Genomic DNA, 23,972 nt, shown 5'->3' with positions numbered 1-23,972 from the left:
GCTCAGCCTGGCAGGTCGGATCGCGGAGCCGTCGGGGCGCGACCGGCCAGCTCCTCCGCGTAGGCGGCGACGGCGCGACCGTAGCCGGGCAGCGTCGGCGCGAGCCGGCGGAGGGCGACGGCGAGCGCCTCCGTCGGCCGGCCCGCGTCGTGCAGCGCGAGCGCGAGGAAGGCTTCGCGTCCGGCCGCGTCCGCGTCGTCGGGCAGGGCCTCGAGCAGGGCGACCGCCTCCGCGGGCTCGCCGACGTTCCGGAGCGAGCTGGCGAGCTGGATCACCGCGGACGGCCGGTGCTCCGGATCCAACCCGCCGTCGAGCGCCGCCCGGTACAGCGGCACGGCCTCCGCCTCGCGCCCCACGAGGTCGTGCGCGCACGCCAGCTCGAAGAGCGCGCGCGGATCCCCGTCGGGCCGCTCGGCGACCAGCGCCCGCATCCCGGCGATCGTCTCCTCCGCGCGCTCGTCGTCGGCGCTCGCCCAGAAGGCGGCGACCCGGTCGTCCCAGTCGTCGTGGTCCATGCCCTGAGCCTGGCAGGGTCGCGCGCCGCCAGGCCGGCGACGCGGACGCCAGCGCGTCCGTGGCGCGGCGCCTCGGGGAGGGGGCATCGTCGCCACACGATGGAGGAGACCGGACATGGCGGATCCGGTAGGGCGGCGGGCCGAGGCGAGGTGGATCCGGAAACGGGCGACGGCCCCGTCGGCGATGCCGACGGGGCCGTGCGGGGAGGAGCGGAGCTGCACGACTCGGGCGCTGCCCCGTTCCGGGCCGCTGGTGTCAGCGGGCGATGGTCGTTCTCTACTGCTTCTTGAAGCCCCAGTGGTGCACGTAGTAGGTCCGCGACCCCGAGCCGTCGATGTCGCCGCGGGCGTTGGCAACGGGCGACATGCAGTGGGTGTCCGTATAGCCCTGGGCCGAGTACGTCCTGTCGAGCGGAAGATACAGGGTCGCCGTGGTACCTCCCTCGCCAGGCGTGGCGCAAGGCGACCATCCCCCTTCGGGCTCGGCGACGCGGACGGACTTCACGCCGTCCCTCAGACGGAAGAATATGGTTCCCCACCCTTGGTCGGGGTTGAAGGACGGGGCGGCAGTGGCAGGCAGGGCGCCGGCGCCCACGGAGAGCGCAGCGGTCGTCAGCAAGGCGCCGACGATCTTCGTTCGGGTGCTTCGGTTGAGCAGGGGCATGGTGAGCCTTCCTCGTCGTGGGGAGACCCGGCGCTGGTGACGTCGGGTGCGTCCCGCGGGTGAGCTCCGAAAGCTAGCGGGACCGCGGGCGGCGCAGCCGGCTTCGTCCCCAGGCGGTCGTCTGACGTGCGGCGGGCGCGCGCCGGGCTCGCGGGGCTCCGCGTCCGTCGTGGGCCGGCTCGCGCATCGCCGGGCCCCGGTCAGCGGCGGTGGGGCGGGGGCGCCGTGGTGGCGCGGCGCACGAGGCGCGTCGGCAGCTGCACCCGCATGGCGTCGGGCTCCGTGCCGCCCATGAGCGACATGAGCAGGTCCACCGCGGTCGTGCCGAGGCGCTGCATCGGCTGGCGGATGGTGGTGAGCGGCGGCGTCATCTGCGACGCCTCGGGGATGTCGTCGAAGCCGATCACGGAGAGGTCCTCGGGCACGCGGATGAGGAGCTCCGCCGCCACCTGCAGGATCGCGATGCCCGAGAGGTCGTTCGCGGCGAAGATCGCCGTCGGCCGGTCCGGCATGGAGAGCATCGCGCGCGCCGGCTCCCGCGCGGGGGCCGTGAGGAAGAACCCGGAGCGCACGAGCGCCGGGTCGAACGCGATCCCCGCCTCCTGGAGCGCCCGCCGGTAGCCGGCCTCGCGGAGGCTCGCGGAGCGGAGGTCGGGGCGGCCCGCCAGGAACCCGATCCGCCGGTGGCCGAGCTCGAGGAGGTGCCGGGTCGCCTGGAGCGCGCCGCCGAGGCTGTCCGACTCGACGCTCGGCAGGTCGGCGGGCCCCGTGTGCGGGTCGATCGACACGACGGGGATCTCCGTGGAGGCGGTCACGACGGTGGGGGTGACCATGATCGCGCCGTCGATGAGGGTGCCGCTCAGTCGGCTGAGCGACCGGCGCTCCCAGCCCGCGCCGTCGGACTGGCGGGAGCCGCTGTAGGCGAGCAGGTCGTAGCGGGACCTGCGGAGCGCGGCGCCCACGCCCTTCAGGATCTCGGCGCTGAACGGCTCGAAGTCCGCCACGAGCACGCCGATCACGCCCGTGCGGTGGGAGCGCATGCTGCTCGCGACGAGGCTCGACTCGTAACCGAGGCGCTCCACGACCTCCATCACGCGCTTCGAGGTGTCCGCCGAGATGCCGTAGCGCCCGTTCACCGCCTTGGACACGGTCGACACCGAGACGCCGGCGGCAGCGGCGACGTCGTGGATGGTGGGGCGGCGGGACATGGACAGGACCCTACGCCTGGGAAAAGGATTTCGAAAACGTTTGACGAAGATCGGAGGGCGACTGAGACTGGCCCGACCGGCCCCGCGTCACGACGCAGCGACGACGCGACGACGCGACAGGGGGACCGGTCCGGGCCCCACCACAGCACCAGGCACGCGGCCCGTGCACGACACCCCCGACACCCGCCAGGGTGCGCTCAAAGAAGAGACAGGTAGGACGACATGAAGGCACGGAAGATCCTCACGGGATCCGCGGCCCTGCTCGTGGGGGCTCTCGCCCTCACCGGCTGCAGCGGCGGCTCCGGCAGCAGCGACGACGGCGGCCCCGTCGAGATGACGCTCTGGCACAACTCCACCACCGGCCCGGGCAAGGAGTTCTGGGACAAGACCACGGCCGACTTCAACGCCGCGAACGCCGGCGTCACGATCACGCCGACGTCGATCCAGAACGAGGACCTCGACGGCAAGCTCCAGACGGCGCTCAACTCCGGCGACGCCCCCGACGTCTTCCTGCAGCGCGGTGGCGGCAAGCTCGCCGCCTCGGTCGCCGCGGGCCAGATCATGGACATCACCGACGGCATCTCCGCCACCGCCAAGGAGGAGATCTCCGCGGGCTCGTTCGAGGCCAACACGATCGACGGCAAGGCCTACGCCATGCCCGTCGCCGTGCTCCCCAGCGGCATCTTCTACAGCCAGGACCTCTTCACGGCGGCCGGCATCACGGAGAACCCGACGACGATGGACGAGCTGAACGCGGCCGTCGACAAGCTGAAGGCCACGGGCGTCGCGCCCATCGCGCTCGGCGGCAAGGACGCCTGGCCCGCCGCGCACTGGTACTTCAACTTCGCGCTCCGCGAGTGCAGCTCCGACACGCTCGAGAAGGCCGCGAAGGACAAGGACTTCAGCGACGACTGCTGGATCAAGGCGGGCGACGACCTCACGGACCTCGTGGGCACGGATCCCTTCAACGAGGGCTTCCTCACCACCGCGGCGCAGCAGGGCGCCGGCAGCTCAGCGGGCCTCATCGCCAACAAGCAGGCGGCCATGGAGCTCATGGGCGCCTGGAACCCCGGCGTGATCGCGGGCCTGACCCCCGACCAGAAGCCGCTCGCGGACCTCTCCTGGTTCCCCTTCCCCGAGATCGAGGGCGGCAAGGGCGAGCCCGGCTCCATCATGGGCGGCATCGACGGCTACTCCTGCTCCGCGCAGGCGCCGAAGGAGTGCGTCGACTTCCTCAACTACATCGCCACGTCGGACGTGCAGAAGGAGTACTACGCGGCCTTCAACGCCCCGCCCGTGAACACGACGTCGCAGGAGGCGGTCACCGAGCCGTACCTCCAGGAGATCCTCGCGGCGTACAACGACGCCCCGTACGTCTCCCAGTGGCTCGACACGGTCTACGGCCTGAACGTCGGCAACGCCATGAACGTCGGCGTGGTCGAGCTCATGGCGGGCGACGGCAGCCCGGAGAAGCTCGTCCAGACCGTCGGCGACGCGGCCAAGAAGGCCTAGGCGACCCGACATGCCACTCCGCGAGAGCTCGCTCGACGAGCAGCGTCCCGCGGCTGATCCTGCACACCCCGAGGGCGGCGTCGTGACGACGCCGCCCTCGGCGGTGAAGGGTCGACGCCGCGGCCTGGGTTGGTCCGGGCGCCTCGAGGTCCTGATCCTCGTGGGCCCGGCCCTCCTCTTCTTCGTGGGCTTCGTCATCTACCCCGTGGTGATGGCGGCCTACTACGGCTTCTTCAGCTGGCAGGGCTTCGGCCCGCCCACGGTCTTCGTGGGCTTCCGGAACTACATCACGATCATCCAGGACCCCGCGTTCCACGAGGCCCTGATGCACAACGCGGTCATCGTGATCCTGTCGCTCGTGCTGCAGGGCCCGGTCGCGATCCTCGTGGCGCTGCTGCTCAACAGGAAGCTGCGCGGCCAGTCGATCATCCGCGTGCTGATCTTCGTCCCGTACGTGATCTCCGAGGTCGTCGTCGGCACCGGCTGGAGCCTCATGCTCCAGGGCTCCGGCGCGCTCAACGGCTTCCTCGCGAACATCGGCCTGGCGGACCTCCAGCAGGACTGGCTGGCGAACCCGGACATCGCGATCTGGTCGCTCATGACGATCATCACGTGGAAGTACATCGGCTTCGCGGTGATCCTCTTCCTCGCGGGCCTCCAGGGCATCCCCGAGGAGCTCTCCGAGGCGGCGGCCATCGACGGCGCGTCGTACTGGCAGATCCAGCGGCGCATCACGCTGCCGCTGCTCGCGCCGACGCTGCGCATCTGGGCGTTCCTGTCGATCATCGGCTCGCTGCAGCTGTTCGACCTCGTCTACATCATCTGGGGCCAGTACATCTCGGCCACCGCGGGCACCTCGACCATGGCCACGTACCTCGTGGCGAACGGGCGCGGATCCGGCAACTACGGGTACGGCAACGCCGTCGCCGTGGTGCTGTTCCTCATCTCCCTGGTCGTCGCGCTCGTCTACCAGCGGTTCGTGCTCAACCGCGACACCGCCGGCGCCCTCACGGGTGCAGGAAGGAAGGCGAAGAAGTGACCGTCGCCACCGCAGCTCCGCGCAACGCGGATCTGGATCCCACCTACTCGGCCAAGGCGCCGAAGCCCAAGCGGGCGAAGACGCCGGGGCAGGGCAACAACCCGATCCCGTACCTCGTCGCGGTCGTGCTCATCGCCCTGATGCTGACGCCGGTGGCGTACATCATCCTCGGCGGGTTCCGCACGAACGCGCAGATCACGACCGACCCGGCAGGCTTCCCGTCGCCGTGGCAGATCCAGAACTACCTCGACGTCCTCACGGGCTCGCTGTTCTGGCGGCAGGTGGGCAACTCGCTCATCGCGGCGCTCGGCACCACGCTCGGCGCGGTCGTGCTCGGCCTGATGGCGAGCTACGTGCTGGCCCGGTACACGTTCTTCGGCCGGGGGGCGCTCTACGCGGTCTTCGCGTCGGGCCTCATGTTCCCCATCACGGTGGCCATCACGCCGCTGTACACATCGTGATCCGGTCGCTCGGCCTCACGAACTCGCTGCCGGGGATCATCCTCCCGCAGATCGCGTTCGCGCTGCCGACGACGATCATCATCCTGGTGCCGTTCCTCCGGGCGATCCCGGACGAGATCCAGGAGGCCGCGTTCATCGACGGGTGCAGCCGACTCGGGTTCTTCTTCCGGATGGTCGTGCGGCTGTCGATGCCGGGCGTCATCACGGTCGGGATCCTCGCGTTCATCGGCAGCTGGAACAGCTACCTGCTGCCGCTGTTCATCCTCAGCGACGCGTCGGCGTACACGCTGCCGCTCGGCGTGCAGTCGTTCTCGTCGCAGTACTCGGTCGACACGGCCAAGGTGCTCGCGTTCACGTCGCTGTCGATGATCCCCGCGCTCATCTTCTTCTCCATCTTCGAGCGCCGCATCGTCGGCGGCCTCACCGGCGCGGTGAAGGGGTGACCGGGGCGGAGACGGCCCCCGGCGCCGTCGCGCTGCCCGAGGTGTCGGACCGCGTGCGCGAGCTGCACGCGCGGATGACCCTCGAGGAGAAGCTCGCGCAGATCGTCGGCTACTGGGTCGACCAGGGCGGCGAGGTCGTCGCGCCCATGCAGGGCGAGATGGCCACGACCGGCCGCTACGAGGAGGCGACCGAGCACGGCCTCGGGCACCTCACCCGCGTGTACGGCACGCGTCCCGTGGATCCGGTCGAGCGCGCGTCCTGGCTGTGGGCTGAGCAGAGGCGCCTGCAGACGGAGACGCGGCTCGGGATCCCGGCGCTCGTGCACGAGGAGTGCCTCACCGGGCTCGCCGCGTGGCAGGCCGCGACCTTCCCCACGCCGCTCGCGTGGGGCGCGTCCTTCGACCCGGGCCTCGTGGAGGAGATGGCGGGGCTCATCGGCGGGTCGATGAAGGAGCTCGGCGTGCACCAGGGCCTCGCGCCCGTGCTCGACGTGATCCGCGACGCCCGCTGGGGCCGCGTGGACGAGTGCATCGCCGAGGACCCGTACGTGGTCGGCACCATCGGCACGGCGTACGTGAGGGGCCTGCAGTCCGCGGGGATCCACGCGACGCTCAAGCACTTCGTCGGCTACTCGGTCTCGCAGTCCGGACGCAACCACGCGCCCGCGCACGTGGGCCCGCGCTTCGTGGAGGACGTGCTGCTGCCGCCCTTCGAGATGGCGGTGCTCGACGGCGGGGTGCGCTCGGTCATGAACTCGTACGCCGAGATCGACGGCGCGCCCGTCGGCGCGACGCCCGAGTACCTCACCGACATCCTGCGCGGCCGCTGGGGCTTCGACGGCGTCGTGGTCTCCGACTACTTCTCCGTCGCGTTCCTCCAGGTGATGCACGCCGTCGCGGGCGACCGCGGCGAGGCGGCCGAGCTCGCGCTCGCCGCCGGCATCGACGTGGAGCTGCCCACCGGCGACGCGTACCTCGCGCCGCTGGCGGAGCGGATCCGCGCCGGGCTCGCCGACGAGTCGCTCGTCGACCGCGCGGTGCTCCGCGTGCTCGACGAGAAGGAGGAGCTGGGCCTCCTCGACGCGACGTTCGACGAGCCGCCCGCGCACATCGACCTCGACACCCCGGCCCACCGGGACGTCGCGCGTCGCCTCGCGGAGGAGTCCGTGGTGCTGCTCGCGAACGACGGCACGCTGCCGCTCGCGTCAGCGGACCGTCCGGCTCCCGGGCGCATCGCGCTGATCGGCCCCAACGCCGACAGCGCCGAGGCGCTCATGGGCTGCTACTCGTTCGCGAACCACGTGCTCGCGCACCACCCGGGCACGCCGCTCGGGTTCGAGATCCCGACCGTCGCCGAGGCCCTGCGCCTCGAGCTGCCCGACAGCGAGCTGGTTCTCGTCGAGGGCGCCGACGTGGAGGGCGACGACCGTTCCGGCTTCGACGCCGCGGTGGACGCCGCGCGCGGTGCGGACCTCGCGGTCGTGGTCGTCGGCGACCGGGCGGGCCTCTTCGGCCGTGGCACGGTCGGCGAGGGCAACGACGTCGAGAGCCTCGACCTCCCGGGCGTCCAGCGCGAGCTGGTCGAGGCCGTGCGCGCCACCGGGACCCCCGTGGTCCTGGTGCTGCTCACCGGCCGGCCGTACGCGGTGGCCTGGGCGATCGAGGGCGCGGATGCCCCGGCCGCCGTCCTGCAGGCGTTCTTCCCGGGCGAGGAGGGCGGATCCGCGATCGCGGGCGTCCTCTCCGGCCGGGTGTCGCCGTCGGGCCGCCTGCCGGTGTCGCTCCCGCGGTCCGCGGGCGCGCAGCCGTTCTCGTACCTGCACCCGATCCTCGGGGGCCCCTCGGAGGTGACGAGCGCGGATCCCACGCCCGTCCTCCCGTTCGGGCACGGCCTGTCGTACACGACCTTCGCGCGCACCGGCCTCACGGTCGGGTCGCCGGAGGTCACGGCGGGGGAGTCGTTCACGGCGACCGTCGAGGTCCGCAACACGGGCGACCGCGACGGCACCGACGTCGTGCAGCTCTACGCCCGCGACGTGCAGGGGAGCGTCACGCGGCCCGTCGCGCAGCTGCTCGGCTACCTGCGGCTGGACCTCGCGGCCGGCGAGACGGCGGAGGTCACCTTCACGGTGCCCACGTCGCGCCTCGCCTTCACCGACCTGCGGTACCGCCGCATCGTCGAGCCGGGCGCGGTCGAGCTGTGGGTCGGCCCGTCGAGCGCGGTGAAGGAGACGGGGACCGCGATCGCGATCACCGGATCCGTGCACCACGTCACGACCGCGGACGAGCGGTACGTGCGGACGTCCGTCGCGCCGGTCACCGCGTCGGAGCGGGTGCTCGAGCCGAGCTGATCCCGCCCGCACGACGGAGCCCCGGCCGCCGCGTCCTCGAGACGCGGCGGCCGGGGCTCCGTCGTGCGCGGCTCCGTCGTGCGGGGCTCAGCCGCGGGCGAGGTGGTCGCGCACCGACTCGGGCGCGCGGCCGAGGAGGTCGGCGAGGAGCGGATCCGTGCCCGCGAAGAACCCGCCGGCCGCCGCCTGGGGGAGGCCGAGGAGGAAGCGCGCGACGGGCTCGGGGGTGCCGACGGCGACGAGGCCGGCGATCCAGTCCTCGGGGTCGACGATCTCGAGGCGGACCTCGCGACCGGCGAGCTCGGACGCCTGCTCCGCGACCTCCGCCATGGTCGGGGCCGCGGACGCGGTGAGGGTGACGGGGCCGTCGAGCGGTGCGTCCGCGAGCAGGATCCGGGCGGCGCCCTCGGCGGCGTCGGCGCGCGAGGTCCACGACACGGGGCCGTCGGCCGGCACGCGGATGACGCCCGTCTCGCGCCATGCGCCGAGCAGCAGGTCGATGCTGTGCAGGTAGAACCCGTTGCGGAGCGCCGTCCACGGGGTGCCGGAGTCGGCCAGGATCCGCTCGGTGGCGATGTGGTCGCGGGCCGGGGCGAAGGGGGAGTCGGGCGCGGCGCCCTGGTGGCTCGTGTACAGGATCCGGCCGGCTCCCGCGGTGACGGCCGCCTCGATCGCCGTGCGGTGCAGGGCGACGGCGTCCGCCCGCGGGTCGCTGGAGGAGACGAGCAGGAGCTGGTCGGCGCCGGCGAAGGCGGCGGGCAGGGAGGCGGGGTCGGCGTAGTCGCCGCGGCGGACCTCGACGCCGCGGTCGGCGAACGACCGCGCCGCCCGGGGGTCGCGGGCGACGACGGCGAGCTCGGCCGCGGGGAGACGCTCGAGCAGGTGCTCGGCGGTAGCGCCGTTGAGCGCGCCGGTGGCTCCGGTGATGACGATCATGGATGTGCCTCTCGTGTTATCAGTGGTAACACCCAGAACGTAGCACGGGAAGCAATGCGCTAACACTCGTGCGTTATCGTCGTTCCATGCCCGCCGAGACCACCGCACCCGTCGACCCGCGTCCCGGCACGCGCGACCGCATCGTGGACGTCGCCGCCGACCTGCTCCGCGCCCAGGGGCGCACGGCCGTCACGACGCGCGCGGTCGCGGAGGCCGCCGGCGTGCAGGCGCCCACGATCTACCGGCTGTTCGGCGACAAGGAGGGCCTCCTCGACGCCGTCGCCGAGAGCGAGATGACGCGGTTCTCCGCCCGCAAGGCCGTCGCGATCCGTGCCGCCGCGGAGGGCGCGGTCGACGCCGTCGAGGACCTCCGGACGGGCTGGGACGCGACCATCGCCTTCGCCCTCGACAACCCGGAGCTGTACGCGCTGATGAGCGATCCGGCCCGGGGACCCGGCTCGCCCGCCGTGCGCGCCGGCATCGCGCTGCTCGAGGAGCGCGTGCACCGCGTCGCGCTCGCGGGGCGCCTGCGGGTGGCGGAGTCGACGGCGGTCGAGCTGATCCACGCGGCCGCCACCGGCGCTCTCCTCGCGACCATCCGCCGGCCGGCCGCCGAGCGCGACCGCCTCCTCGTCGATGCCATGTGGGAGGCGGTGCAGGAGCGGATCCTCACGCCCCACGGGGGCACGCCGCCTTCACGCACGCGCGCCCGGCACGAGCCCGGCCTCGTCGAGCGGGCCGTGGCTCTGCGGGCGCACGTGGCGGACGCGGACCGGCTGACCGCCGGCGAGCGCGCGCTCCTCGCCGAGTGGCTGGACCGGATCTCCGCGGGCTGACCGCGACGCGGGTCCGCGCCCTCACGTGCATCAGCGCGTGTCAGGCCCCCGCCGCCTCCACGGGCGCCGTCGTCAGCGCCTGCAGGCCCGTGACGCGCAGGAGGTCGAGCCGGGCCTCGTCGGTGCTGCCGGGATCCGCCGTGTAGACGACGATGCGGAGGTCGCTGCCCGGCACCGTGAGCACGTCGCAGTCGATGGTGATCGGCCCGACCGGCGTGCTCGTGACGGTCTTGCGGCTCGACCGGTGCTCGGCGACGCGCGCCTCCGCCCATCGCGCCTCGAACGCGGGCGCCTCCGCGCGGAGCCGGGCCACCAGCTGGGCGAGCGCCCGGTCGGCGGGGTAGCGGCCGACGGCCGTGCGGAGGTCCGCCGCCAGGTCGCGCGCGAACTCCTCCTCGTGCACGTCGTCGAAGTCGGTGCCGTCGTGACCCTGGGTGAAGTGGGTCCAGACGAGGTTGCGGTCCCAGCCGGTGCGGTCCGACGGATCCCCGTTGATCGCGGCCCACAGCGGGTTCCAGAGGACCAGGTCGTGCGTGGCCGTGAACACCGCGAGGGGCACGTCGCCCAGCCGGTCGAGGATCCGGTGCACGCCCGGCGGGATGTGGCGCGGCACCTCGCCGCGGCTCGGAGGTGCGACGCCCGCGACGCGGTGGAGGTGGTCGGTCTCGCGCTCGGTGAGGCGGAGGGCGCGGGCGAGCGCGCCGAGCATCTGGGGCGACGGGTTCGCGGCCCTGCCCTGCTCGAGCCGCACGACGTAGTCGACGCTCACGCCCGCGAGCGCGGCGAGCTCCTCGCGGCGGAGGCCCGCGGTGCGGCGGTGCGGTCCCGCGGGCAGGCCCACGTCCGCCGGCTGCACGCGCTCACGCCAGGAGCGGAGGACGTCCGCGAATTCGGTCATGGGTCCATCCTGCGCGATGCCCGCCGGATCACCCTGGTACCCGCGGTCCCCCTGTCGACCGGTGCCTGGGCGACGACGCGGGCGGGCTGCAGGCTCGACACATGACCACCACACTGATCACCGGATCCAACCGCGGCCTCGGCCTCGAGACCGCCCGCCGCCTCGTCGAGGCCGGCCACACCGTCTACGCCGGCATGCGCGACACCGCCGACGGCGACGCCGCCCGCGCCATCGGCGCCCACCCCGTCCAGCTCGACGTCGACGACCAGGCGAGCGTCGACCGCGCCCTGGCGTCGCTGCCGGAGCTGGACGTGCTCGTCAACAACGCCGGCATCCTCGGCACGGCGCAGGGCGTCGACGACCTGACCCCGGAGGCGATGCTCGCCGTGCTGCGGACGAACGTCGTCGCCGTGGTGCGGGTCACGCAGGCGGCGCTGCCGCTCCTGCGGGCATCCGCCGCGCCCGTCATCGTGAACGTCGCCTCGGGCGTCGGCTGGCCGCGCGCCCTCCGCGGCGAGGGCACCGACGAGAGCCACGTGCTCACGATCCCGTACGCCACGTCGAAGGCCGCGGTGATCACCGCCACCGTGCAGTACGCGAAGAACCTGCCGGGCTTCCGCGTGAACGCGAGCGATCCCGGCTACACCGCGACCGAGTTCAACGGCAACACGGGCCACCAGACGGTGACCGAGGGCACCGACGCGACCGTCGCGCTGGCGCTGGTCGGACCCGACGGCCCCACGGGCGAGTTCCACAGCCGCCACGGGCGCATCGAGTACTGACGCGCGTCGGGGTCGGAGGGCGGCCGCGGCTCGGCCTCAGTCGAGCACCGCGGTCGCCTCCACCTCCACGAGCACGTCCGGCTCGAACAGGATCTCCACGCCGATGAGCGACGCGGGCGGCATCGGGCTCGGCATCCCGAGCTCGGCGGCCACCGACTCGACGCCCGCCAGGAAGGCGCCCATCCGGTCGGGCGTCCAGCCGGTCACATAGAAGGTGAGACGCACGACGTCGCCGAAGCCGGCCCCCGCGCTCGCGAGCCCGGCGTGCGCGTTCCGGAGGGCGTGCGCGACCTGGCCCGCGAGGTCGCCCGGCGCCACCGGGGATCCGTCGGCCGTGCGCGCGATCTGGCCGGACACGTGCACCTGGCGGGACCCCGTCGCGACGGCGACGTGGTGGTAGGGGACCGGCTGCATCAGGCCGGCGGGGGAGGAGAGGTGGACGGGCATGGGGCTCCTTGCGTCGGTTCCGGCCGCGGATCGAGCCGGTATCTCCTGGATACCGGGTACCCGGCGGTCGCTTCCACGAGACTGGGTGTCGTGACGGATACCGCGGAGCCCACGCACGACCACGCCGTGCACGACCCCGACGACCGCTTCGCCATCGCCAGGCCGCACCGCGAGCTCCTCGACCAGGTGCTCGACCGGTGGTCGCTCGAGGTCCTCGACCTGCTCTGCGAGCGGCCGCGCCGGTTCTCCGAGCTCCGCCGCGCGATCCCCGCGGTCACCCAGAAGTCGCTCACCGCGACCCTGCGCCGGCTCGAGCGGAACGGCATCGTCGAGCGCGTCGTGCTGAGCACCCGGCCCGTCGCGGTCGAGTACCGCATCACGCCGCTCGGCAAGACCCTGCGCGCGCCCGTCGAGGCGCTCCTCGCCTGGGCCGCCGAGCACATGCCGCGCATCGAGGCGGCCCGCGAGCGGTACGACGACGCGGTCGACTGACGACGGATCCCCCTCCCACCAGGTCGCCGCTGCCCGGTACCGTCGGAGCGTGACCTGGCCCGCACTCCACATCACCCGTTCCATCGAGGCCGACGTGGCCTCCGTCGTCGCCGTGGCGGGGGATCCCGCGCGGCTGCCCGAGTGGGCGGCGGGCGTCAGCTCGGGGATCCGGCTGGAGGACGGGCGCTGGCTGGCGGACTCGCCGATGGGCGCCGTCGAGATCGCGTTCACGGGGCCGCGCGAGCTCGGGATCCTCGACCACGACGTGACCCTCCCCGACGGCACGGTGGTCCGCAACCCGCTGCGGGTCCTCCCGAACGACGACGGCAGCGAGGTCGTCTTCACGCTCTTCCGGCGGCCGGGCGTCTCCGAGGAGGCGTTCGCGGAAGACGCGGCGCTCGTCGCGGCGGACCTCGACCGGCTCGCGGCGCTGGTCGCCCGCGGCTGAGGTCAAGCCGCCGCCGCACCGCCACACTGGACCCATGAGCACCGCCGCCGACGCCCTCGCCCGCCTCGTCGAGGGGATCGACCGCGAGCGGCTCGGCGCGTACGGCGTCGTCGTGCGGATCGGCGACGACGAGGTCGCGCACCGCTGGCGCAGCGACGACCGCGAGAACGTGTACTCGGTCTCGAAGGGCGTGTGCGCGCTCGCCGTGGGCATCGCCGTCGACGCGGGGATCCTCCGGCTCGACACGCGCGTCCCCGAGCTGCTCCCCGACCTCGACCTCGGCGACGGCGTGGCGGAGGTCACCGTCGAGCGCCTCCTCACCATGACCAGCGGCATCGACCTCGCCTGGTTCGGCGACCAGCCCGTGCCCGGCCCCGACCTCGCGCAGGCGATGCTGGGGCTGCCCGCGCGCGACCGCGCCTTCCGCTACAGCGACGCGAGCCCCTACGTCGCCATGCGGATGCTCGCCGCCGCGGTCGGCGACGTCCGCGACTGGCTGCTCCCGCGACTGTTCGCACCGCTCGGCATCGGGAACCCGCAGTGGCACCGCTGCCCGCTCGGCTTCGTGGTGGGCGGCAGCGGCCTGGAGCTCCGCACCGGCGAGCTCGCGTGCATCGGACGGCTGCTCCGCGACCGCGGCGCGTGGGAGGGCCGGCAGCTCGTGAGCGCGGAGTGGATCGACCGGATGCACGCGAGCTGGGTCGACACCGGCCACGACGATCCACGGGCGCCGTTCGCCCGCTACGGCCTCGCGACCTGGGACGGCCCCGGCGACGCCTGGCGCCTCGACGGCCGCTACGGCCAGTACGTGCTGGTGGACGGATCGCGCGACGCGGTCATCACCATCACGGCGCACGAGGAGGAGCGCGACCACCTGCTCGCGGAGCTGGCGGTCGCGGCCGTCGCGGACGCGGTGCCCGCCGAGCCCGTCGTCAGCTGACCGGCGCCGCCAGCGGATCCGGCGCCCGGCGCGTGCGCCCTTCGTCGGTGACGACGGCGAACCCCTCCCGCGCCCAGTACTCGAAGCCGCCGATCAGCTCCTGCACGCGCGTGTAGCCGAGCATCGCCAGCGCGAGGGCGGCGCGCGTGCTGCCGTTGCACCCCGGCCCCCAGCAGTAGACGACGATGCGCGCGTCCGGGTCGGGCAGCTCGGCGGCGGCACGCGCGGCGATCTCGGCGCCGGGGAGGTGGAGGGCCCCCGGGATCCGCCCCTGGCGCCACGACGCCTCGGATCGCACGTCCACCACGAGCGGCCCGGCGCCGCTCGCGCGGTCCGCGGCGAGGTCGGCGGGGTCGGTCTCGTAGGTCAGCTTGGCGGTGAGGAAGTCCACGGCGGAGAGGGTCGTCTGCATGCCTCCATCGAAGCGGCCGGGCTGCCCCGCGAGGAAGGGGCGACGCCCGGCATGCGGGTCGTCCGGCCGCGGATCGCCCGGTAGGTTCTGGCCCATGCCGACGAATCCCCCGCTGACCCTCGACGCCACCGATCACGCGATCATCGCCGAGCTCCAGGGCGACGGCCGGATGAGCGTCGCGCAGCTCGGCCGGGCGGTGTCGCTGTCGGCGAGCGCGACCGCCGAGCGGGTGCGCCGGCTCACGGACGCGGGCATCATCACCGGCTACTCCATCACGGTGGATCCCGAGGCGCTCGGCTGGGCCGTGACCGCGTTCGTGCGGCTCGCGTATCCGTCGGGCGACTACCGGCCGTTCCACGCGCTGGTCGCGGAGCTGCCGGAGATCGTCGAGGCGCACCACGTCACGGGCGCCGACTGCTTCATCGTCAAGGTCCACGCCCGGTCGATGCGCGACCTCGAGCGCATCACGGGCCGTCTCGCCGTCCTCGGCGGGATCACCACCCACGTCGTGTACTCGAGCCCGGTGCCGGGGCGGCACGTGGGGCCGGCGTGACGAAGGACTCGAGCCGCCGCAGGCGGTTGATAACATTACCAAGATGGTGACCGCCTGATAACATTACCGCCATGCGCGATGCCACGGACAATCCGTTCAGCCCCGGCTCGGACACGGTCCCGGAGATCTGGGCGGGCCGCACGGAGCAGCTCAGCGACTGGCGCGACGTGGTCCGTCCTCGACTGCTCCGCGGCCTGCCCGAGCGCGGGCGCACGGTGCTCGGGGAGCCCGGTCTCGGCAAGTCCTCGCTTGTGCGGCGCATCGCCCAGATGGCGGCTCGCGACGGGGACTGGGTCACGCCGCAGCTCCGCATCCCCCTCGGCGCCGATCCGCTGAAGCCGGTCGCGGCCGCCGTGCTGGAGCTCGCGCGTGCCGCGGGCCTCCCTGCTGCGCGGGAGAAGCGGATCCGGGAGGCCATCGCCCGGGTGGAGACGGTCGCAGCCGCCGGGGTGTCGCTCACGGTGCGCGGATCCGAGCGGAGCGGCCCCGAGCCGTACACGGCGTTGACCGCCCTGCTCGTCGAGGTGGGTCGGGCGGCGATGCGGCACGACCGGGTCGCGCTGGTGCACGTCGACGAGGTGCAGAACCTCACCGACGAGCGGACGCTCTCCCAGCTGCTCATCGCCCTCGGTGACGCCCTCACGCACGAGGAGGAGGTCGCGATCCCGGGTGGCGGTCACGTGCGCCGATCCCTGCCCATCGCGGTGTACCTCACGGGCCTGCCGGACTTCGAGGACCGGGCGGGTGCCCACAAGGGCGCCACCTTCGCGCGGCGCTTCCGCACGACCGTCCTCACCGCCATCGACGACGAGGACATCCGGGCCGCGCTGCAGGACTTCGTGGTGCCCGGCTGGGAGGTGGCGGACGGATCCGGCCGCACCCGCCGGGTCCGCATGGACCAGGCCGCCGCCGCCGCCGTCGTCGACCTGTGCCGCGGGGAGCCGTTCCTCTTCCAGCTGGCCGGGGAGCGTGCCTGGTACGCCGGGTCCGGCCCCACGATCACCCGCGATGAGGTCCACGCGGGCTGGCGGGGCGCGGAGCGCGAGGCCGCTGCGCACGTGGAGCGGATCCTCGAGCGGCTCCCTCCTGGGGAGCGTGCCTTCGTGGAGGCGATGGCGGCGCTGCCCCCCGCCGAGCGCACGCTCACGCGCATCGCGAAGGAGCTCGGCCGATCGAAGGCGGCGGAGGTCGGCACGACGGCCCAGCGCCTGGACACGGTCCGCGGGATCATCGACCGCGGCACGTCCTACGGCTTCCGCCACCGCGCGATCGAGGCCCACCTGACCAGCGGCTGGCCGCGGATCGGATGAGACGTCAGCTCGGCGTGCTGCGCGGTCGTCCGCCGATGACCCACCCGCTGAGGGCCACCACCTCCGCCGCGATCTCCGCCACCGTCCGGCCGTCGGTGGCCACGCGGTGCACCGCGTCCGGCGCGCCCGCCGCGAGGCGCGGCGCCGCGGCCGCGCTGCGCTGCACCGCCTCGGCCAGCCCCGACCCGATCTCGCGCGCGGCGAGGCGCCCGGCCGCGGTCGCGTCGTCGGCCGTGAGCAGCACGGCGACCGCGTCGACCTCGCCGCCGAGCGCAGCCGTGAGGGCCGGCAGCTCGAGCACGCTGACGGTGTTCGCGTAGACGACGCGCGTCCAGCCCGCCTCCCGGTAGTTCCGCCACATCGCGGCCAGGTTCCGTTCCGCCAGCGGGATGCCGTGCCGCCACGGCTCCGGGTGCGCCTGGTCGAGCGCGTCGCCCTCGATGAGCGCGTGGGGGACGTCGGCCGCCGTGAGGATCCGCGCCACCTCCGCCGCCACCGTCGACTTGCCGACGCCGGAGCGCCCGCCGAGGAAGAGCGCCTGCGTGGGGGATCCCGTGTCCATCGGGCCAGCGTCGCACGGCCGCGACCCCACGAGCGGCGATGCGCGTTGACACCGCCCCGACGCCCCCGCGAGAATGGAGGGGCGTTGCTCTTACAACGTTGTAACGGCTCGGATCCACCCGGCACCCCCGGCGTCGATCGGCCCCATTCCCGATGATGTGAAGGACCACCCCATGACCGACGCCCGCACCGCGGCCGACGCCCGCATCGCCATCGACCGCACCGCGGTCGTGGCCCCCGTCAACCGCCGCACCTTCGGCTCGTTCGTCGAGCACCTCGGCCGCTGCGTCTACGACGGCATCTACGAACCCGGCCACCCCACGGCCGACGCCGACGGCTTCCGCGGCGACGTCGTCGACCTCGTCAAGGAGCTCGGCACGAGCACCATCCGCTACCCCGGCGGCAACTTCGTCTCCGGCTACCGCTGGGAGGACGGCGTCGGCCCGCGCTCCGAGCGCCCGAAGCGCCTCGACCTCGCCTGGCACTCGCTCGAGACCAACGAGGTCGGCCTCGACGAGTTCGCCCGCTGGTGCGAGCTCACCGGCAGCGAGCTGATGATGGCCGTCAACCTCGGCACGCGCGGCGTGCTCGAGGCGCTCGACATCCTCGAGTACTCCAACCACCCCTCCGGCACCGCGCTCTCCGACCTGCGCATCGCCAACGGCTCGCCGGAGCCCCACAACGTGAAGATGTGGTGCCTCGGCAACGAGATGGACGGCGACTGGCAGGTCGGCAACATGACCGCCGAGGACTACGGCACGCTCGCCGGCCGCACCGCCCGCGCCATGAAGATGGTCGACCCGACCCTCGAGCTCGTCGCGTGCGGCAGCAGCGGATCCGGCATGCCGACCTTCGGCGAGTGGGAGCGGATCGTGCTGGAGAAGACCTACGACTCGGTCGACTTCATCTCCGCCCACGCCTACTACCAGGAGCGCAAGGGCGACCTCGGCAGCTTCCTCGCCTCCTCGCTCGACATGGAGTACTTCATCGCGACGGTCGTCTCCACGGCCGACCACGTGAAGCACCGCCTGAAGAGCGACAAGACGGTCAACATCTCCTTCGACGAGTGGAACGTCTGGTACCTCGACGAGCACCAGGAGTCCGGCGTCATCACCGAGGGCTGGCCCTACGCGCCGCACCTGCTCGAGGACGTCTACTCGGTCGCCGACGCTGTCGTGCTCGGCAACCTCATGATCACGCTGCTCAAGCACAGCGACCGCGTCACGTCGGCCAGCCTCGCGCAGCTCGTGAACGTCATCGCGCCGATCATGACGGAGACCGGCGGCGGCGCCTGGCGCCAGACGACCTTCTTCCCGTTCTCGGTGACGAGCCGCCTCGCGCAGGGCGAGGTGCTGCGTCCGCGCATCGACGTGGGCACGTACGAGACCGCCGTGCACGGCACCGCGCCGCTCGTCGACTCCGTCGCGACCTTCGACGAGGCCACCGGCCGCGCCGCGGTCTTCCTCGTGAACCGCAGCGTCTCCGACGCGCTGACCGTCGAGGTCGACGTCGCGGGCCTCGCGGTCTCCGAGGTGCTCGAGGCCGTGGGGATCCACGACGAGGACGTCTACGCGAAGAACACCTTCGCGGACCGCGAGCGCGTGGGCCTGACGGAGAACGCGTCGGCGACGCTCGTCGACGGCACCCTCACGATCACGCTGCCGCCCGTGTCGTGGACGGCCGTCTCGCTCGGCTGATCCGCACCCGCTCCACCACGCGCCCGTCGCGCCGCCTCCGCGGCCGGCGGGCGTCGTGCGTCCGGCGCGGAGTCCCGGCCGGGCGCCGGCTCGCCCGCCCGCCGTCGGACGGCCCGATCACGCGCGCTCGACCGGGAGCCAGAGCTCGCACGTGGCCGTGCGGAAGTCCTCCGACCGGTCGAGGACGGCGACGATGGACGGTCCCGGTCGCAACCGCCACGGGTTCGACGGGAACCAGTCCGTGGCCGTCGCCGCCCACGTCGCCTGCAGCGCGGCGGGATGCTCGCCCTCGGTGCGGAAGACCGCCCAGGTGCCGGGCGGGACCTCGATCGCGTCGAGATCGTCGGGCACCGCTGTCGCGTCGGCGACGGCGACGCCGTGCAGGTAGGTCAGCTCGCTGCCCTCGGCGTAGTCCGGGTCGACGTCCGCGCTCACCTGGAGGATGCCGCCCGGGTCGATGTCGGACAGGTCCTTCAGGCGTGCGTGCTCCGCGGCCGGCAGCGCGGCGATGTGGTCGCGGATGCGGGGGTTGACGCCCTCGTGGATGAGGGGCACGCGGGTGGCGTGGCCGACGAGTCGGAACGCCGGTCGGTCGGTGATGCGGGTGTCCATGGTGGTGTTCCCTTCTACGGTCAGGCGGAACCTGAGCTGCGGTTGCGTCCGAAGGGGGCCGCCGTCGCGCGCGACGTCGCCGGGGCTGACGCCGTGGACGGATCGGAACGCCCGGCCGAAGGCCTCGGCCGAGCCGTATCCGTACCGCACCGCGATGCTCAGCTGGTCAGCGCCCGCGAGCACGTCCGCCGCGGCGACCGACATGCGGCGACGCCGGACGTACTCCGACAGCGGCATGCCGGCCAGCGACGAGAACATCCTGCGGAGGTGGTGCTCCGTCGTGCCGAGCTCCGTCGCCCACGACGACACGTCGAGGTCGCCGTCCAGACGAGCGTCGACCAGCTCGACCAGCCTGTTCAGCTCCGCGATCATGGCGCCTCCTTCGAATTCCATGCTCCCGCGCCGGATGGATCCGCGCCCGATCATCGCGGTCCGATCGGATCGCCGTCCCCTCCGGGCGCGCACCCCATGGTGGCCTGCATCCGGAGGATCGCATCCTGCGCGGGGTCCGTCGGCGTCCTCCGTCCTCGACCACCTCCACGCGCGGCGTCGTCGCGTCAACCCCCTCGGCGGACGGGCCGCCGCCGACGAGCATGGTCGCCACGACGACGGAGGGACGCCCATGCGACCGCTGCCCCAGGTCCGCCACGTCAACTCGGTCCCCGACGTGGTGTGGGATGACGAGCGGGGTGCGATCTCGTTCCGCACGCTGATCGGCGACGGCGGGACGCCCACCGACACCCTCAGCTCCGGCATCGCGCTCCTCCGGCCCGGCGGGTGGCTGGCGCCGCATCGCCACGCCGCCGCGGAGGTGTACCAGGTGCTCTCCGGCGTCGGGATCGTGACCCTCGACGGCGAGGAGCACCACGTCCGGGAGGGCTCGGGCGTCTTCATCCCGAGCGACCACGAGCACGGGATCCGCAACGCCGGCCACGGGGAGCTCGCCTTCGTCTACGTCTACGCGACCGACTCCATCCAGGACGTCGAGTACCGGTGGTCGGACGCCAGATGAGCGCGTCCCCGGCTGCTCGTCCCGGATGTCAGTGGTGCACTACTGGTTTGTAGCCGATTAGTTCGGACCCTAATAGTTCGCTAGTGTCGGTTCTGTCGCTGCACGTGACACCACACACCGCAGCACGAGACAGAGGAGCGCTTCCATGAGCAACACCCCCGCAAACACCGGCCGCACCACCCGCCTCTCCACCGAGACCAAGGCGTCGTTCAAGACGACCGAGTTCTTCGCGTACATCGCGATCCTCATCGGCATCTTCGTCGCGTCGGCCGTGGTCGACAACGGCGACGACGGCCAGGGCTTCGGCGCCGACCACGCGTGGCTCTACGCGACCGTGCTGACCGTCGGCTACATGATCAGCCGCGGCATCGCGAAGTCCGGCAGCCGCGAGTTCTACGACCGCGACGCGAGCGCCGACCGCCGCTAGTCGACCACCCGTCGCGCCCACACGGCGCCGACCGCTCGAAGGCCCCCCGCATCGCGGGGGGCCTTCGTGGTCGTCCTGCACCCCCGGCGCTCCGGCGTCCCGACAGCCCACCGAAGGACCACATGACCCCGCCCACCCCGACGCGACCGCAGCTCGCCGCCGTCGTCTACAACCCCATCAAGATCGACCTCGACGCCGTGAAGGCGGTCGTCGCGGTCGAGGAGGAGTCGGCCGGCTGGCCGGAGACGCTGTGGTTCCCGACCTCGAAGGAGGACCCGGGCCGCGGCGCGACCACGGCGGCCGTCGAGGCGGGGGCGACCCTGATCATCGCGGCCGGTGGTGACGGGACGGTGCGCGCGATCGCGGAGGTCGTCGACGAGCTCGACGTCGAGATGGCGCTGCTGCCCTCCGGCACCGGGAACCTCCTCGCCCGCAACATGAAGCTCACGCTCGACGACCTGGAGCACTCCATCCGCACGGCGTTCACCGGCCAGGTGCGCGGCGTGGACCTCGGCACCATCGCCATCACGCACGGCGACGGGTCGACCAGCAGCCACGCGTTCCTCGTGATGGCCGGTGCCGGCATCGACGCCAAGATGCTCGCCGCCACCGACGAGGGCCTCAAGGCGAGGATCGGCCCGCTGGCCTACGTCGCGGCGATCGCGAAGGTCGTGTTCGACCGCAACCAGCTCCGCCTGCGGTACACGCTCGACGGGAAGCGCAGCAAGCGCATGCGGGCCCACACGATCATCGTCGGCAACTGCGGCACGCTCACCGGGAACGTCCTGCTCCTGCCCGACGCCGTCATCGACGACGGGCAGTTCGAGATCGTGATGCTGCGCCCCGAGGGCGTCGTCGGCTGGGGCCAGATCCTCGTCAAGGTCCTCTGGGAGAACGGCGTCCTCCGCCGGACCCGCCTCGGCCGGAAGATGATGACGAAGGAGGTCGACGCCCTCAACTACGTGAAGGGCCAGGACCTCCACGTCGAGCTGAACCGGCCCGAGGAGATCGAGCTCGACGGCGACGGCTTCGGCGAGGCCACCGCCTTCCGGGCGACCATCGAGCCGCAGGGGCTGCGCGTGCGCGTGCCGCGGGACGTCGACGCCGCGTGAGGCGGATCGGCACGGGCGCGGCGGGGGAGTCCTGTTCGCCACCGCGCTGGCACGCGCGGCCGACGGGTCCGTAGGGTCGGACCATGGATGACAGCGCACCCGCCATCCCCCTGCTGGACGGACTCGAGGACGTCGTCGGCGTCGTCCGCTCCGGGGTGGGCGTCCTCGACGCGATGGACGTCCTGGTGCGGGCCTGCGTGGACCGCACCGGCGCGGCGGAGGCGGCCATCGTGATCACCGACGCCGACGGCGGGCTGCACGCCGTCGCGTCGTCGAACGAGCGCACGCTGGACGTCGAGGAGACGCAGATCGGGACGCAGGAGGGGATCTGCGTCGATTGCGTGCGCACCGGTGAGCTCATCGAGGTCCCCGACATCGAGCGGGTCCGTGAGCGGTGGCCGGCGTTCGCCGCCTCCGCCGCGGACGCGGGCTTCCGGTCGGGCGTGGCGGTCCCGCTGCGGATCGGGGATCGCACCGTCGGAGGACTGAACCTCTTCCACGCGAGCGAGGGACGTCAGAGCCTGGCGGCGCTCGCCCTGGTGCAGGCCCTCGTGCAGGTCGCGGGGCTCAGCCTCGTCCCCCGCCCGGGAGAGGACGAGCGGGCGGCGCTCGACCGGCTCCTGGACCAGGCCGTCGAGGGACGGGCGGTCGTCGAGCAGGCCAAGGGGTTCCTGGCCTACGACCGCGACACGAGCGTCCAGCACGCCTTCGGCCTGATGCGGGAGCACGCGCGAGCGCACCGGCTGGGCGTGGTCGAGGTCGCGGGGCGCGTCCTCGGGCGGGAGCTCGTCGTCTGACGCGACCCCCGGCGCATCCTCGGGTCAGCTGTCCTGGAAGGCGTCGAAGTCGATGTAGTCGCCAGAGTCGTGCGCGGGGTCGCTGCCGGTGACGGGCTCCGGGTGCTCCATCCGCCGGAGCTCCTCGCGGATGGAGTCGACGGTGGCGCTGTTGTCGGGCTCCGGGAAGCTGTTGTGCGTGGTCTCCGCCATCAGGGGCGCGCCGGCGCCGAGCAGGAAGGTCGCCTCCACCTCGTCGCCGTCGGAGCTGATCGCGTGGATGGTGACCTGCTCGCCCCGCCCGCGGCTGGACAGGGCGGCCGCGTACTCCAGGAGCGCGTCCGCCGCGGCGTCGCCGACGAGCAGCGACTTCTCGGCGTAGGTGATGTGCTTCATGACCCGCACGCTACGGGGGTCCCGGTGGGCCGTCACGGGCCTTGACATGCCGTCCGGGCGGCGGGATGCGTCCGACGCGCGGCTCAGGGCCGCGGATCCGTGCGGAGCAGCGCCATGACGATCACGTCGACGGGCTCGCCGTCGAAGCGGAAGCCCGCGCGGAGACGGCCCTCCTCGATGAAGCCGGCGCGCTCGTAGACGCGGCGGGCGCGCGGGTTGAAGTCCATGACCTCGAGGGAGATCCGCTCCAGGTCGGTCGCGGCGAACGCGTGGTCGACCGTGAGGCGCACCGCCTCCGAGCCGAGCCCGCGGTCGCGGCCGGCCGGGCCGATGAGGATGCGCAGGTTGGCGCTGCGGTCCTCGGGACTCCACTCGTTGACCACCACCTCGCCGACGCACGCGTCCGTCGCGCGGTCGACGAGCGCGAGGTCGAGCCGGTCGGTCTGCTCCGCGCGCGTCGCGTACCAGGTGCGCGTCCGGTCGTCGAGCTCGCGCCGGGCGGCCATCTCGTCGACCTCGGCGGTGGTGTGCGCGGATCCGGTGAGGCGGATGACGCCGGGGTCGGCGAGGACGGGCCCCATCGCCTCGACGTCGGCGGGCGAGAACGGGCGGAGGAGGACGCGCTCGCCCTCGAGGCGGGGGACGGCGGGGAACAGGCGGGGCTCGGTGCTCATGGATCCATCGTGCCGTGACGCCGGGACGCCGTGACGCCGGGCGGACCGGCCGTCAGCGCCCGTCGCGGCTGCGGTACAGCGTCATGAGCGTGGCCGAGATCCGGCCGCCGGGGCCGAGCCGGTGGCCGTTCGCCTCGAGCCAGGCGCGGGCCGCGGCGCGCTCGCCCGTCGGGGCGGCGCCGGCGGGGCGAGGCGGGACGGCGGGCTCGTCGTGGATCGGCGCGACCGTCACGGTCGAGCGCCGCCCGGCCGCGACGTAGGGCGCGAGCACGTCGCGCAGGGCGCGAGCCGCGGCGGCGTCGAGGTCGACCTCGTGGATGACGCCGTCCAGGCCGAAGCGCACCGTCTCGGTCACGTCGCCGGCGTCGCTGCCCGTGCCGCCGCGTCCGTCGCCGTCGCGCGGATCCACGTCCTCGGCCATGCCGTCTCCCTGCTCTCGGTCCCCCTCCGGCAGCCTA

The 23,972-nt window shown here is 73.2% G+C and carries 26 protein-coding genes and 1 pseudogene; 16 read left to right on the top strand and 11 right to left on the bottom strand.

The annotated features are described in order from the left end of the window. Window positions 1-2: 2 nt before the first annotated feature. Window positions 3-515, bottom strand: a complete 513-nt coding sequence (locus QFZ62_RS09485; RefSeq protein ID WP_307504752.1) for a tetratricopeptide repeat protein — start codon at window positions 513-515, stop codon at window positions 3-5. Window positions 516-1,379: 864 nt separating this feature from the next. Next, entirely contained in the window at window positions 1,380-2,387 is a 1,008-nt protein-coding gene (locus QFZ62_RS09480; RefSeq protein ID WP_307504750.1) for a LacI family DNA-binding transcriptional regulator, read from the bottom strand. Between the two features lie 222 nt (window positions 2,388-2,609). Between QFZ62_RS09480 and QFZ62_RS09475 the strand changes: the two genes are divergently transcribed. From QFZ62_RS09475 to QFZ62_RS09460, 4 genes and pseudogenes are all read left to right on the top strand, one after another. Next, complete coding sequence (locus QFZ62_RS09475) at window positions 2,610-3,899, top strand: extracellular solute-binding protein (protein ID WP_307504747.1); 1,290 nt, start codon at window positions 2,610-2,612, stop codon at window positions 3,897-3,899. Window positions 3,900-3,909: 10 nt separating this feature from the next. After that, window positions 3,910-4,938, top strand: a complete 1,029-nt coding sequence (locus QFZ62_RS09470; RefSeq protein ID WP_307504744.1) for a carbohydrate ABC transporter permease — start codon at window positions 3,910-3,912, stop codon at window positions 4,936-4,938. Continuing rightward, window positions 4,935-5,842, top strand: a pseudogene (locus QFZ62_RS09465) (carbohydrate ABC transporter permease). Before QFZ62_RS09470 ends, QFZ62_RS09465 begins: the two are co-directional and overlap by 4 nt. Beyond that, window positions 5,839-8,193 carry a glycoside hydrolase family 3 N-terminal domain-containing protein gene (locus QFZ62_RS09460; protein WP_307504741.1) on the top strand — a complete coding sequence of 785 codons (2,355 nt, stop codon included), beginning with the start codon at window positions 5,839-5,841 and terminating at the stop codon, window positions 8,191-8,193. The pseudogene QFZ62_RS09465 and the gene QFZ62_RS09460 overlap by 4 nt, the downstream one beginning before the upstream one ends. A gap of 87 nt (window positions 8,194-8,280) precedes the next feature. On the opposite strand, the gene QFZ62_RS09455 is transcribed toward QFZ62_RS09460, so the two are convergent. Next, a complete protein-coding gene (locus QFZ62_RS09455; RefSeq protein WP_307504738.1) occupies window positions 8,281-9,129 on the bottom strand; it encodes an SDR family oxidoreductase in 849 nt (282 codons plus the stop codon). 86 nt (window positions 9,130-9,215) lie between these two features. On the opposite strand from QFZ62_RS09455, the gene QFZ62_RS09450 reads away from it, so the two are divergent. Beyond that, the gene (locus QFZ62_RS09450) at window positions 9,216-9,965 is read left to right on the top strand and encodes a TetR/AcrR family transcriptional regulator (protein ID WP_307504735.1); all 750 of its coding nucleotides are present in this window, start codon (window positions 9,216-9,218) and stop codon (window positions 9,963-9,965) included. Window positions 9,966-10,005: 40 nt separating this feature from the next. On the opposite strand, the gene QFZ62_RS09445 is transcribed toward QFZ62_RS09450, so the two are convergent. Next, a complete protein-coding gene (locus QFZ62_RS09445) occupies window positions 10,006-10,863 on the bottom strand; it encodes a helix-turn-helix transcriptional regulator (RefSeq protein WP_307504731.1) in 858 nt (285 codons plus the stop codon). 101 nt (window positions 10,864-10,964) lie between these two features. Here QFZ62_RS09445 and QFZ62_RS09440 point away from each other — a divergent pair, with 101 nt between their 5' ends. Further along, on the top strand, window positions 10,965-11,645 hold the full coding sequence (locus QFZ62_RS09440) for an SDR family NAD(P)-dependent oxidoreductase (RefSeq protein ID WP_307504728.1): 681 nt from the start codon (window positions 10,965-10,967) through the stop codon (window positions 11,643-11,645). A 36-nt stretch (window positions 11,646-11,681) separates the two neighbouring features. Here the strand turns inward: QFZ62_RS09440 and QFZ62_RS09435 are convergent, their stop codons facing one another. Then, window positions 11,682-12,092, bottom strand: coding sequence for a Rid family hydrolase (locus tag QFZ62_RS09435; protein ID WP_307504723.1), 411 nt, complete (start codon window positions 12,090-12,092; stop codon window positions 11,682-11,684). Window positions 12,093-12,182: 90 nt separating this feature from the next. Here QFZ62_RS09435 and QFZ62_RS09430 point away from each other — a divergent pair, with 90 nt between their 5' ends. The 3 genes from QFZ62_RS09430 to QFZ62_RS09420 are packed head-to-tail and all read left to right on the top strand — an operon-like array spanning window position 12,183 to window position 13,972. After that, window positions 12,183-12,584: a helix-turn-helix domain-containing protein gene (locus tag QFZ62_RS09430; RefSeq protein WP_307504720.1), complete on the top strand. Its 402-nt coding sequence runs from the start codon at window positions 12,183-12,185 to the stop codon at window positions 12,582-12,584. Window positions 12,585-12,633: 49 nt separating this feature from the next. Then, entirely contained in the window at window positions 12,634-13,032 is a 399-nt protein-coding gene (locus QFZ62_RS09425; protein ID WP_307504717.1) for an SRPBCC family protein, read from the top strand. A gap of 34 nt (window positions 13,033-13,066) precedes the next feature. Then, the gene (locus QFZ62_RS09420; RefSeq protein ID WP_307504714.1) at window positions 13,067-13,972 is read left to right on the top strand and encodes a serine hydrolase; all 906 of its coding nucleotides are present in this window, start codon (window positions 13,067-13,069) and stop codon (window positions 13,970-13,972) included. On the opposite strand, the gene QFZ62_RS09415 is transcribed toward QFZ62_RS09420, so the two are convergent. Continuing rightward, window positions 13,965-14,384 (bottom strand): rhodanese-like domain-containing protein, encoded by a 420-nt coding sequence (locus tag QFZ62_RS09415; protein ID WP_307504711.1) that lies wholly within the window; start codon window positions 14,382-14,384, stop codon window positions 13,965-13,967. The two genes, QFZ62_RS09420 and QFZ62_RS09415, sit on opposite strands and share 8 nt — an antisense overlap. Before the next feature lie 94 nt (window positions 14,385-14,478). Here QFZ62_RS09415 and QFZ62_RS09410 point away from each other — a divergent pair, with 94 nt between their 5' ends. After that, the gene (locus tag QFZ62_RS09410) at window positions 14,479-14,937 is read left to right on the top strand and encodes an Lrp/AsnC family transcriptional regulator (protein WP_307504707.1); all 459 of its coding nucleotides are present in this window, start codon (window positions 14,479-14,481) and stop codon (window positions 14,935-14,937) included. A gap of 71 nt (window positions 14,938-15,008) precedes the next feature. After that, window positions 15,009-16,247: an AAA family ATPase gene (locus QFZ62_RS09405; RefSeq protein ID WP_307504703.1), complete on the top strand. Its 1,239-nt coding sequence runs from the start codon at window positions 15,009-15,011 to the stop codon at window positions 16,245-16,247. Between the two features lie 4 nt (window positions 16,248-16,251). Here QFZ62_RS09405 and QFZ62_RS09400 read toward each other — a convergent pair whose 3' ends face one another. Beyond that, window positions 16,252-16,809, bottom strand: a complete 558-nt coding sequence (locus QFZ62_RS09400; RefSeq protein WP_307504700.1) for an AAA family ATPase — start codon at window positions 16,807-16,809, stop codon at window positions 16,252-16,254. A 172-nt stretch (window positions 16,810-16,981) separates the two neighbouring features. Here QFZ62_RS09400 and QFZ62_RS09395 point away from each other — a divergent pair, with 172 nt between their 5' ends. Then, window positions 16,982-18,505, top strand: a complete 1,524-nt coding sequence (locus tag QFZ62_RS09395; RefSeq protein WP_307504698.1) for an alpha-N-arabinofuranosidase — start codon at window positions 16,982-16,984, stop codon at window positions 18,503-18,505. A gap of 117 nt (window positions 18,506-18,622) precedes the next feature. Here the strand turns inward: QFZ62_RS09395 and QFZ62_RS09390 are convergent, their stop codons facing one another. Continuing rightward, the gene (locus tag QFZ62_RS09390) at window positions 18,623-19,489 is read right to left on the bottom strand and encodes a GyrI-like domain-containing protein (RefSeq protein WP_307507756.1); all 867 of its coding nucleotides are present in this window, start codon (window positions 19,487-19,489) and stop codon (window positions 18,623-18,625) included. 250 nt (window positions 19,490-19,739) lie between these two features. Between QFZ62_RS09390 and QFZ62_RS09385 the strand changes: the two genes are divergently transcribed. From QFZ62_RS09385 to QFZ62_RS09370, 4 genes are all read left to right on the top strand, one after another. Continuing rightward, entirely contained in the window at window positions 19,740-20,129 is a 390-nt protein-coding gene (locus tag QFZ62_RS09385; RefSeq protein WP_307504695.1) for a cupin domain-containing protein, read from the top strand. A gap of 145 nt (window positions 20,130-20,274) precedes the next feature. Continuing rightward, the gene (locus tag QFZ62_RS09380; protein ID WP_307504693.1) at window positions 20,275-20,556 is read left to right on the top strand and encodes a hypothetical protein; all 282 of its coding nucleotides are present in this window, start codon (window positions 20,275-20,277) and stop codon (window positions 20,554-20,556) included. Window positions 20,557-20,678: 122 nt separating this feature from the next. Continuing rightward, entirely contained in the window at window positions 20,679-21,668 is a 990-nt protein-coding gene (locus QFZ62_RS09375) for a diacylglycerol kinase family protein (RefSeq protein ID WP_307504690.1), read from the top strand. Window positions 21,669-21,751: 83 nt separating this feature from the next. Beyond that, window positions 21,752-22,465, top strand: a complete 714-nt coding sequence (locus QFZ62_RS09370) for a GAF and ANTAR domain-containing protein (protein WP_307504686.1) — start codon at window positions 21,752-21,754, stop codon at window positions 22,463-22,465. A gap of 24 nt (window positions 22,466-22,489) precedes the next feature. Here QFZ62_RS09370 and QFZ62_RS09365 read toward each other — a convergent pair whose 3' ends face one another. The 3 genes from QFZ62_RS09365 to QFZ62_RS09355 form a co-directional block, all read right to left on the bottom strand. After that, the gene (locus QFZ62_RS09365; protein ID WP_307504683.1) at window positions 22,490-22,840 is read right to left on the bottom strand and encodes a hypothetical protein; all 351 of its coding nucleotides are present in this window, start codon (window positions 22,838-22,840) and stop codon (window positions 22,490-22,492) included. Between the two features lie 83 nt (window positions 22,841-22,923). Further along, window positions 22,924-23,514: a GNAT family N-acetyltransferase gene (locus QFZ62_RS09360; protein WP_307504681.1), complete on the bottom strand. Its 591-nt coding sequence runs from the start codon at window positions 23,512-23,514 to the stop codon at window positions 22,924-22,926. Between the two features lie 52 nt (window positions 23,515-23,566). Further along, window positions 23,567-23,935, bottom strand: coding sequence for a histone-like nucleoid-structuring protein Lsr2 (locus QFZ62_RS09355; RefSeq protein ID WP_307504678.1), 369 nt, complete (start codon window positions 23,933-23,935; stop codon window positions 23,567-23,569). Window positions 23,936-23,972: the final 37 nt, after the last annotated feature.

Origin of the sequence: Clavibacter sp. B3I6 (assembly GCF_030816895.1) — a bacterium.
In the GTDB taxonomy this organism is placed as follows: Bacteria; Actinomycetota; Actinomycetes; order Actinomycetales; family Microbacteriaceae; genus Clavibacter.
This window is presented reverse-complemented; position numbering and strand designations above follow the sequence as displayed.

Coding starts and splice junctions, on each gene's coding strand:
- QFZ62_RS09485 (WP_307504752.1), bottom strand. CDS start 515: ATGGACCACGACGACTGGGACGACCGGGTCGCCGCCTTCTGGGCGAGC.
- QFZ62_RS09480 (WP_307504750.1), bottom strand. CDS start 2,387: ATGTCCCGCCGCCCCACCATCCACGACGTCGCCGCTGCCGCCGGCGTC.
- QFZ62_RS09475 (WP_307504747.1), top strand. CDS start 2,610: ATGAAGGCACGGAAGATCCTCACGGGATCCGCGGCCCTGCTCGTGGGG.
- QFZ62_RS09470 (WP_307504744.1), top strand. CDS start 3,910: ATGCCACTCCGCGAGAGCTCGCTCGACGAGCAGCGTCCCGCGGCTGAT.
- QFZ62_RS09455 (WP_307504738.1), bottom strand. CDS start 9,129: ATGATCGTCATCACCGGAGCCACCGGCGCGCTCAACGGCGCTACCGCC.
- QFZ62_RS09450 (WP_307504735.1), top strand. CDS start 9,216: ATGCCCGCCGAGACCACCGCACCCGTCGACCCGCGTCCCGGCACGCGC.
- QFZ62_RS09445 (WP_307504731.1), bottom strand. CDS start 10,863: ATGACCGAATTCGCGGACGTCCTCCGCTCCTGGCGTGAGCGCGTGCAG.
- QFZ62_RS09440 (WP_307504728.1), top strand. CDS start 10,965: ATGACCACCACACTGATCACCGGATCCAACCGCGGCCTCGGCCTCGAG.
- QFZ62_RS09435 (WP_307504723.1), bottom strand. CDS start 12,092: ATGCCCGTCCACCTCTCCTCCCCCGCCGGCCTGATGCAGCCGGTCCCC.
- QFZ62_RS09420 (WP_307504714.1), top strand. CDS start 13,067: ATGAGCACCGCCGCCGACGCCCTCGCCCGCCTCGTCGAGGGGATCGAC.
- QFZ62_RS09415 (WP_307504711.1), bottom strand. CDS start 14,384: ATGCAGACGACCCTCTCCGCCGTGGACTTCCTCACCGCCAAGCTGACC.
- QFZ62_RS09410 (WP_307504707.1), top strand. CDS start 14,479: ATGCCGACGAATCCCCCGCTGACCCTCGACGCCACCGATCACGCGATC.
- QFZ62_RS09405 (WP_307504703.1), top strand. CDS start 15,009: ATGCGCGATGCCACGGACAATCCGTTCAGCCCCGGCTCGGACACGGTC.
- QFZ62_RS09400 (WP_307504700.1), bottom strand. CDS start 16,809: ATGGACACGGGATCCCCCACGCAGGCGCTCTTCCTCGGCGGGCGCTCC.
- QFZ62_RS09395 (WP_307504698.1), top strand. CDS start 16,982: ATGACCGACGCCCGCACCGCGGCCGACGCCCGCATCGCCATCGACCGC.
- QFZ62_RS09390 (WP_307507756.1), bottom strand. CDS start 19,489: ATGATCGCGGAGCTGAACAGGCTGGTCGAGCTGGTCGACGCTCGTCTG.
- QFZ62_RS09385 (WP_307504695.1), top strand. CDS start 19,740: ATGCGACCGCTGCCCCAGGTCCGCCACGTCAACTCGGTCCCCGACGTG.
- QFZ62_RS09380 (WP_307504693.1), top strand. CDS start 20,275: ATGAGCAACACCCCCGCAAACACCGGCCGCACCACCCGCCTCTCCACC.
- QFZ62_RS09375 (WP_307504690.1), top strand. CDS start 20,679: ATGACCCCGCCCACCCCGACGCGACCGCAGCTCGCCGCCGTCGTCTAC.
- QFZ62_RS09370 (WP_307504686.1), top strand. CDS start 21,752: ATGGATGACAGCGCACCCGCCATCCCCCTGCTGGACGGACTCGAGGAC.
- QFZ62_RS09365 (WP_307504683.1), bottom strand. CDS start 22,840: ATGAAGCACATCACCTACGCCGAGAAGTCGCTGCTCGTCGGCGACGCC.
- QFZ62_RS09360 (WP_307504681.1), bottom strand. CDS start 23,514: ATGAGCACCGAGCCCCGCCTGTTCCCCGCCGTCCCCCGCCTCGAGGGC.
- QFZ62_RS09355 (WP_307504678.1), bottom strand. CDS start 23,935: ATGGCCGAGGACGTGGATCCGCGCGACGGCGACGGACGCGGCGGCACG.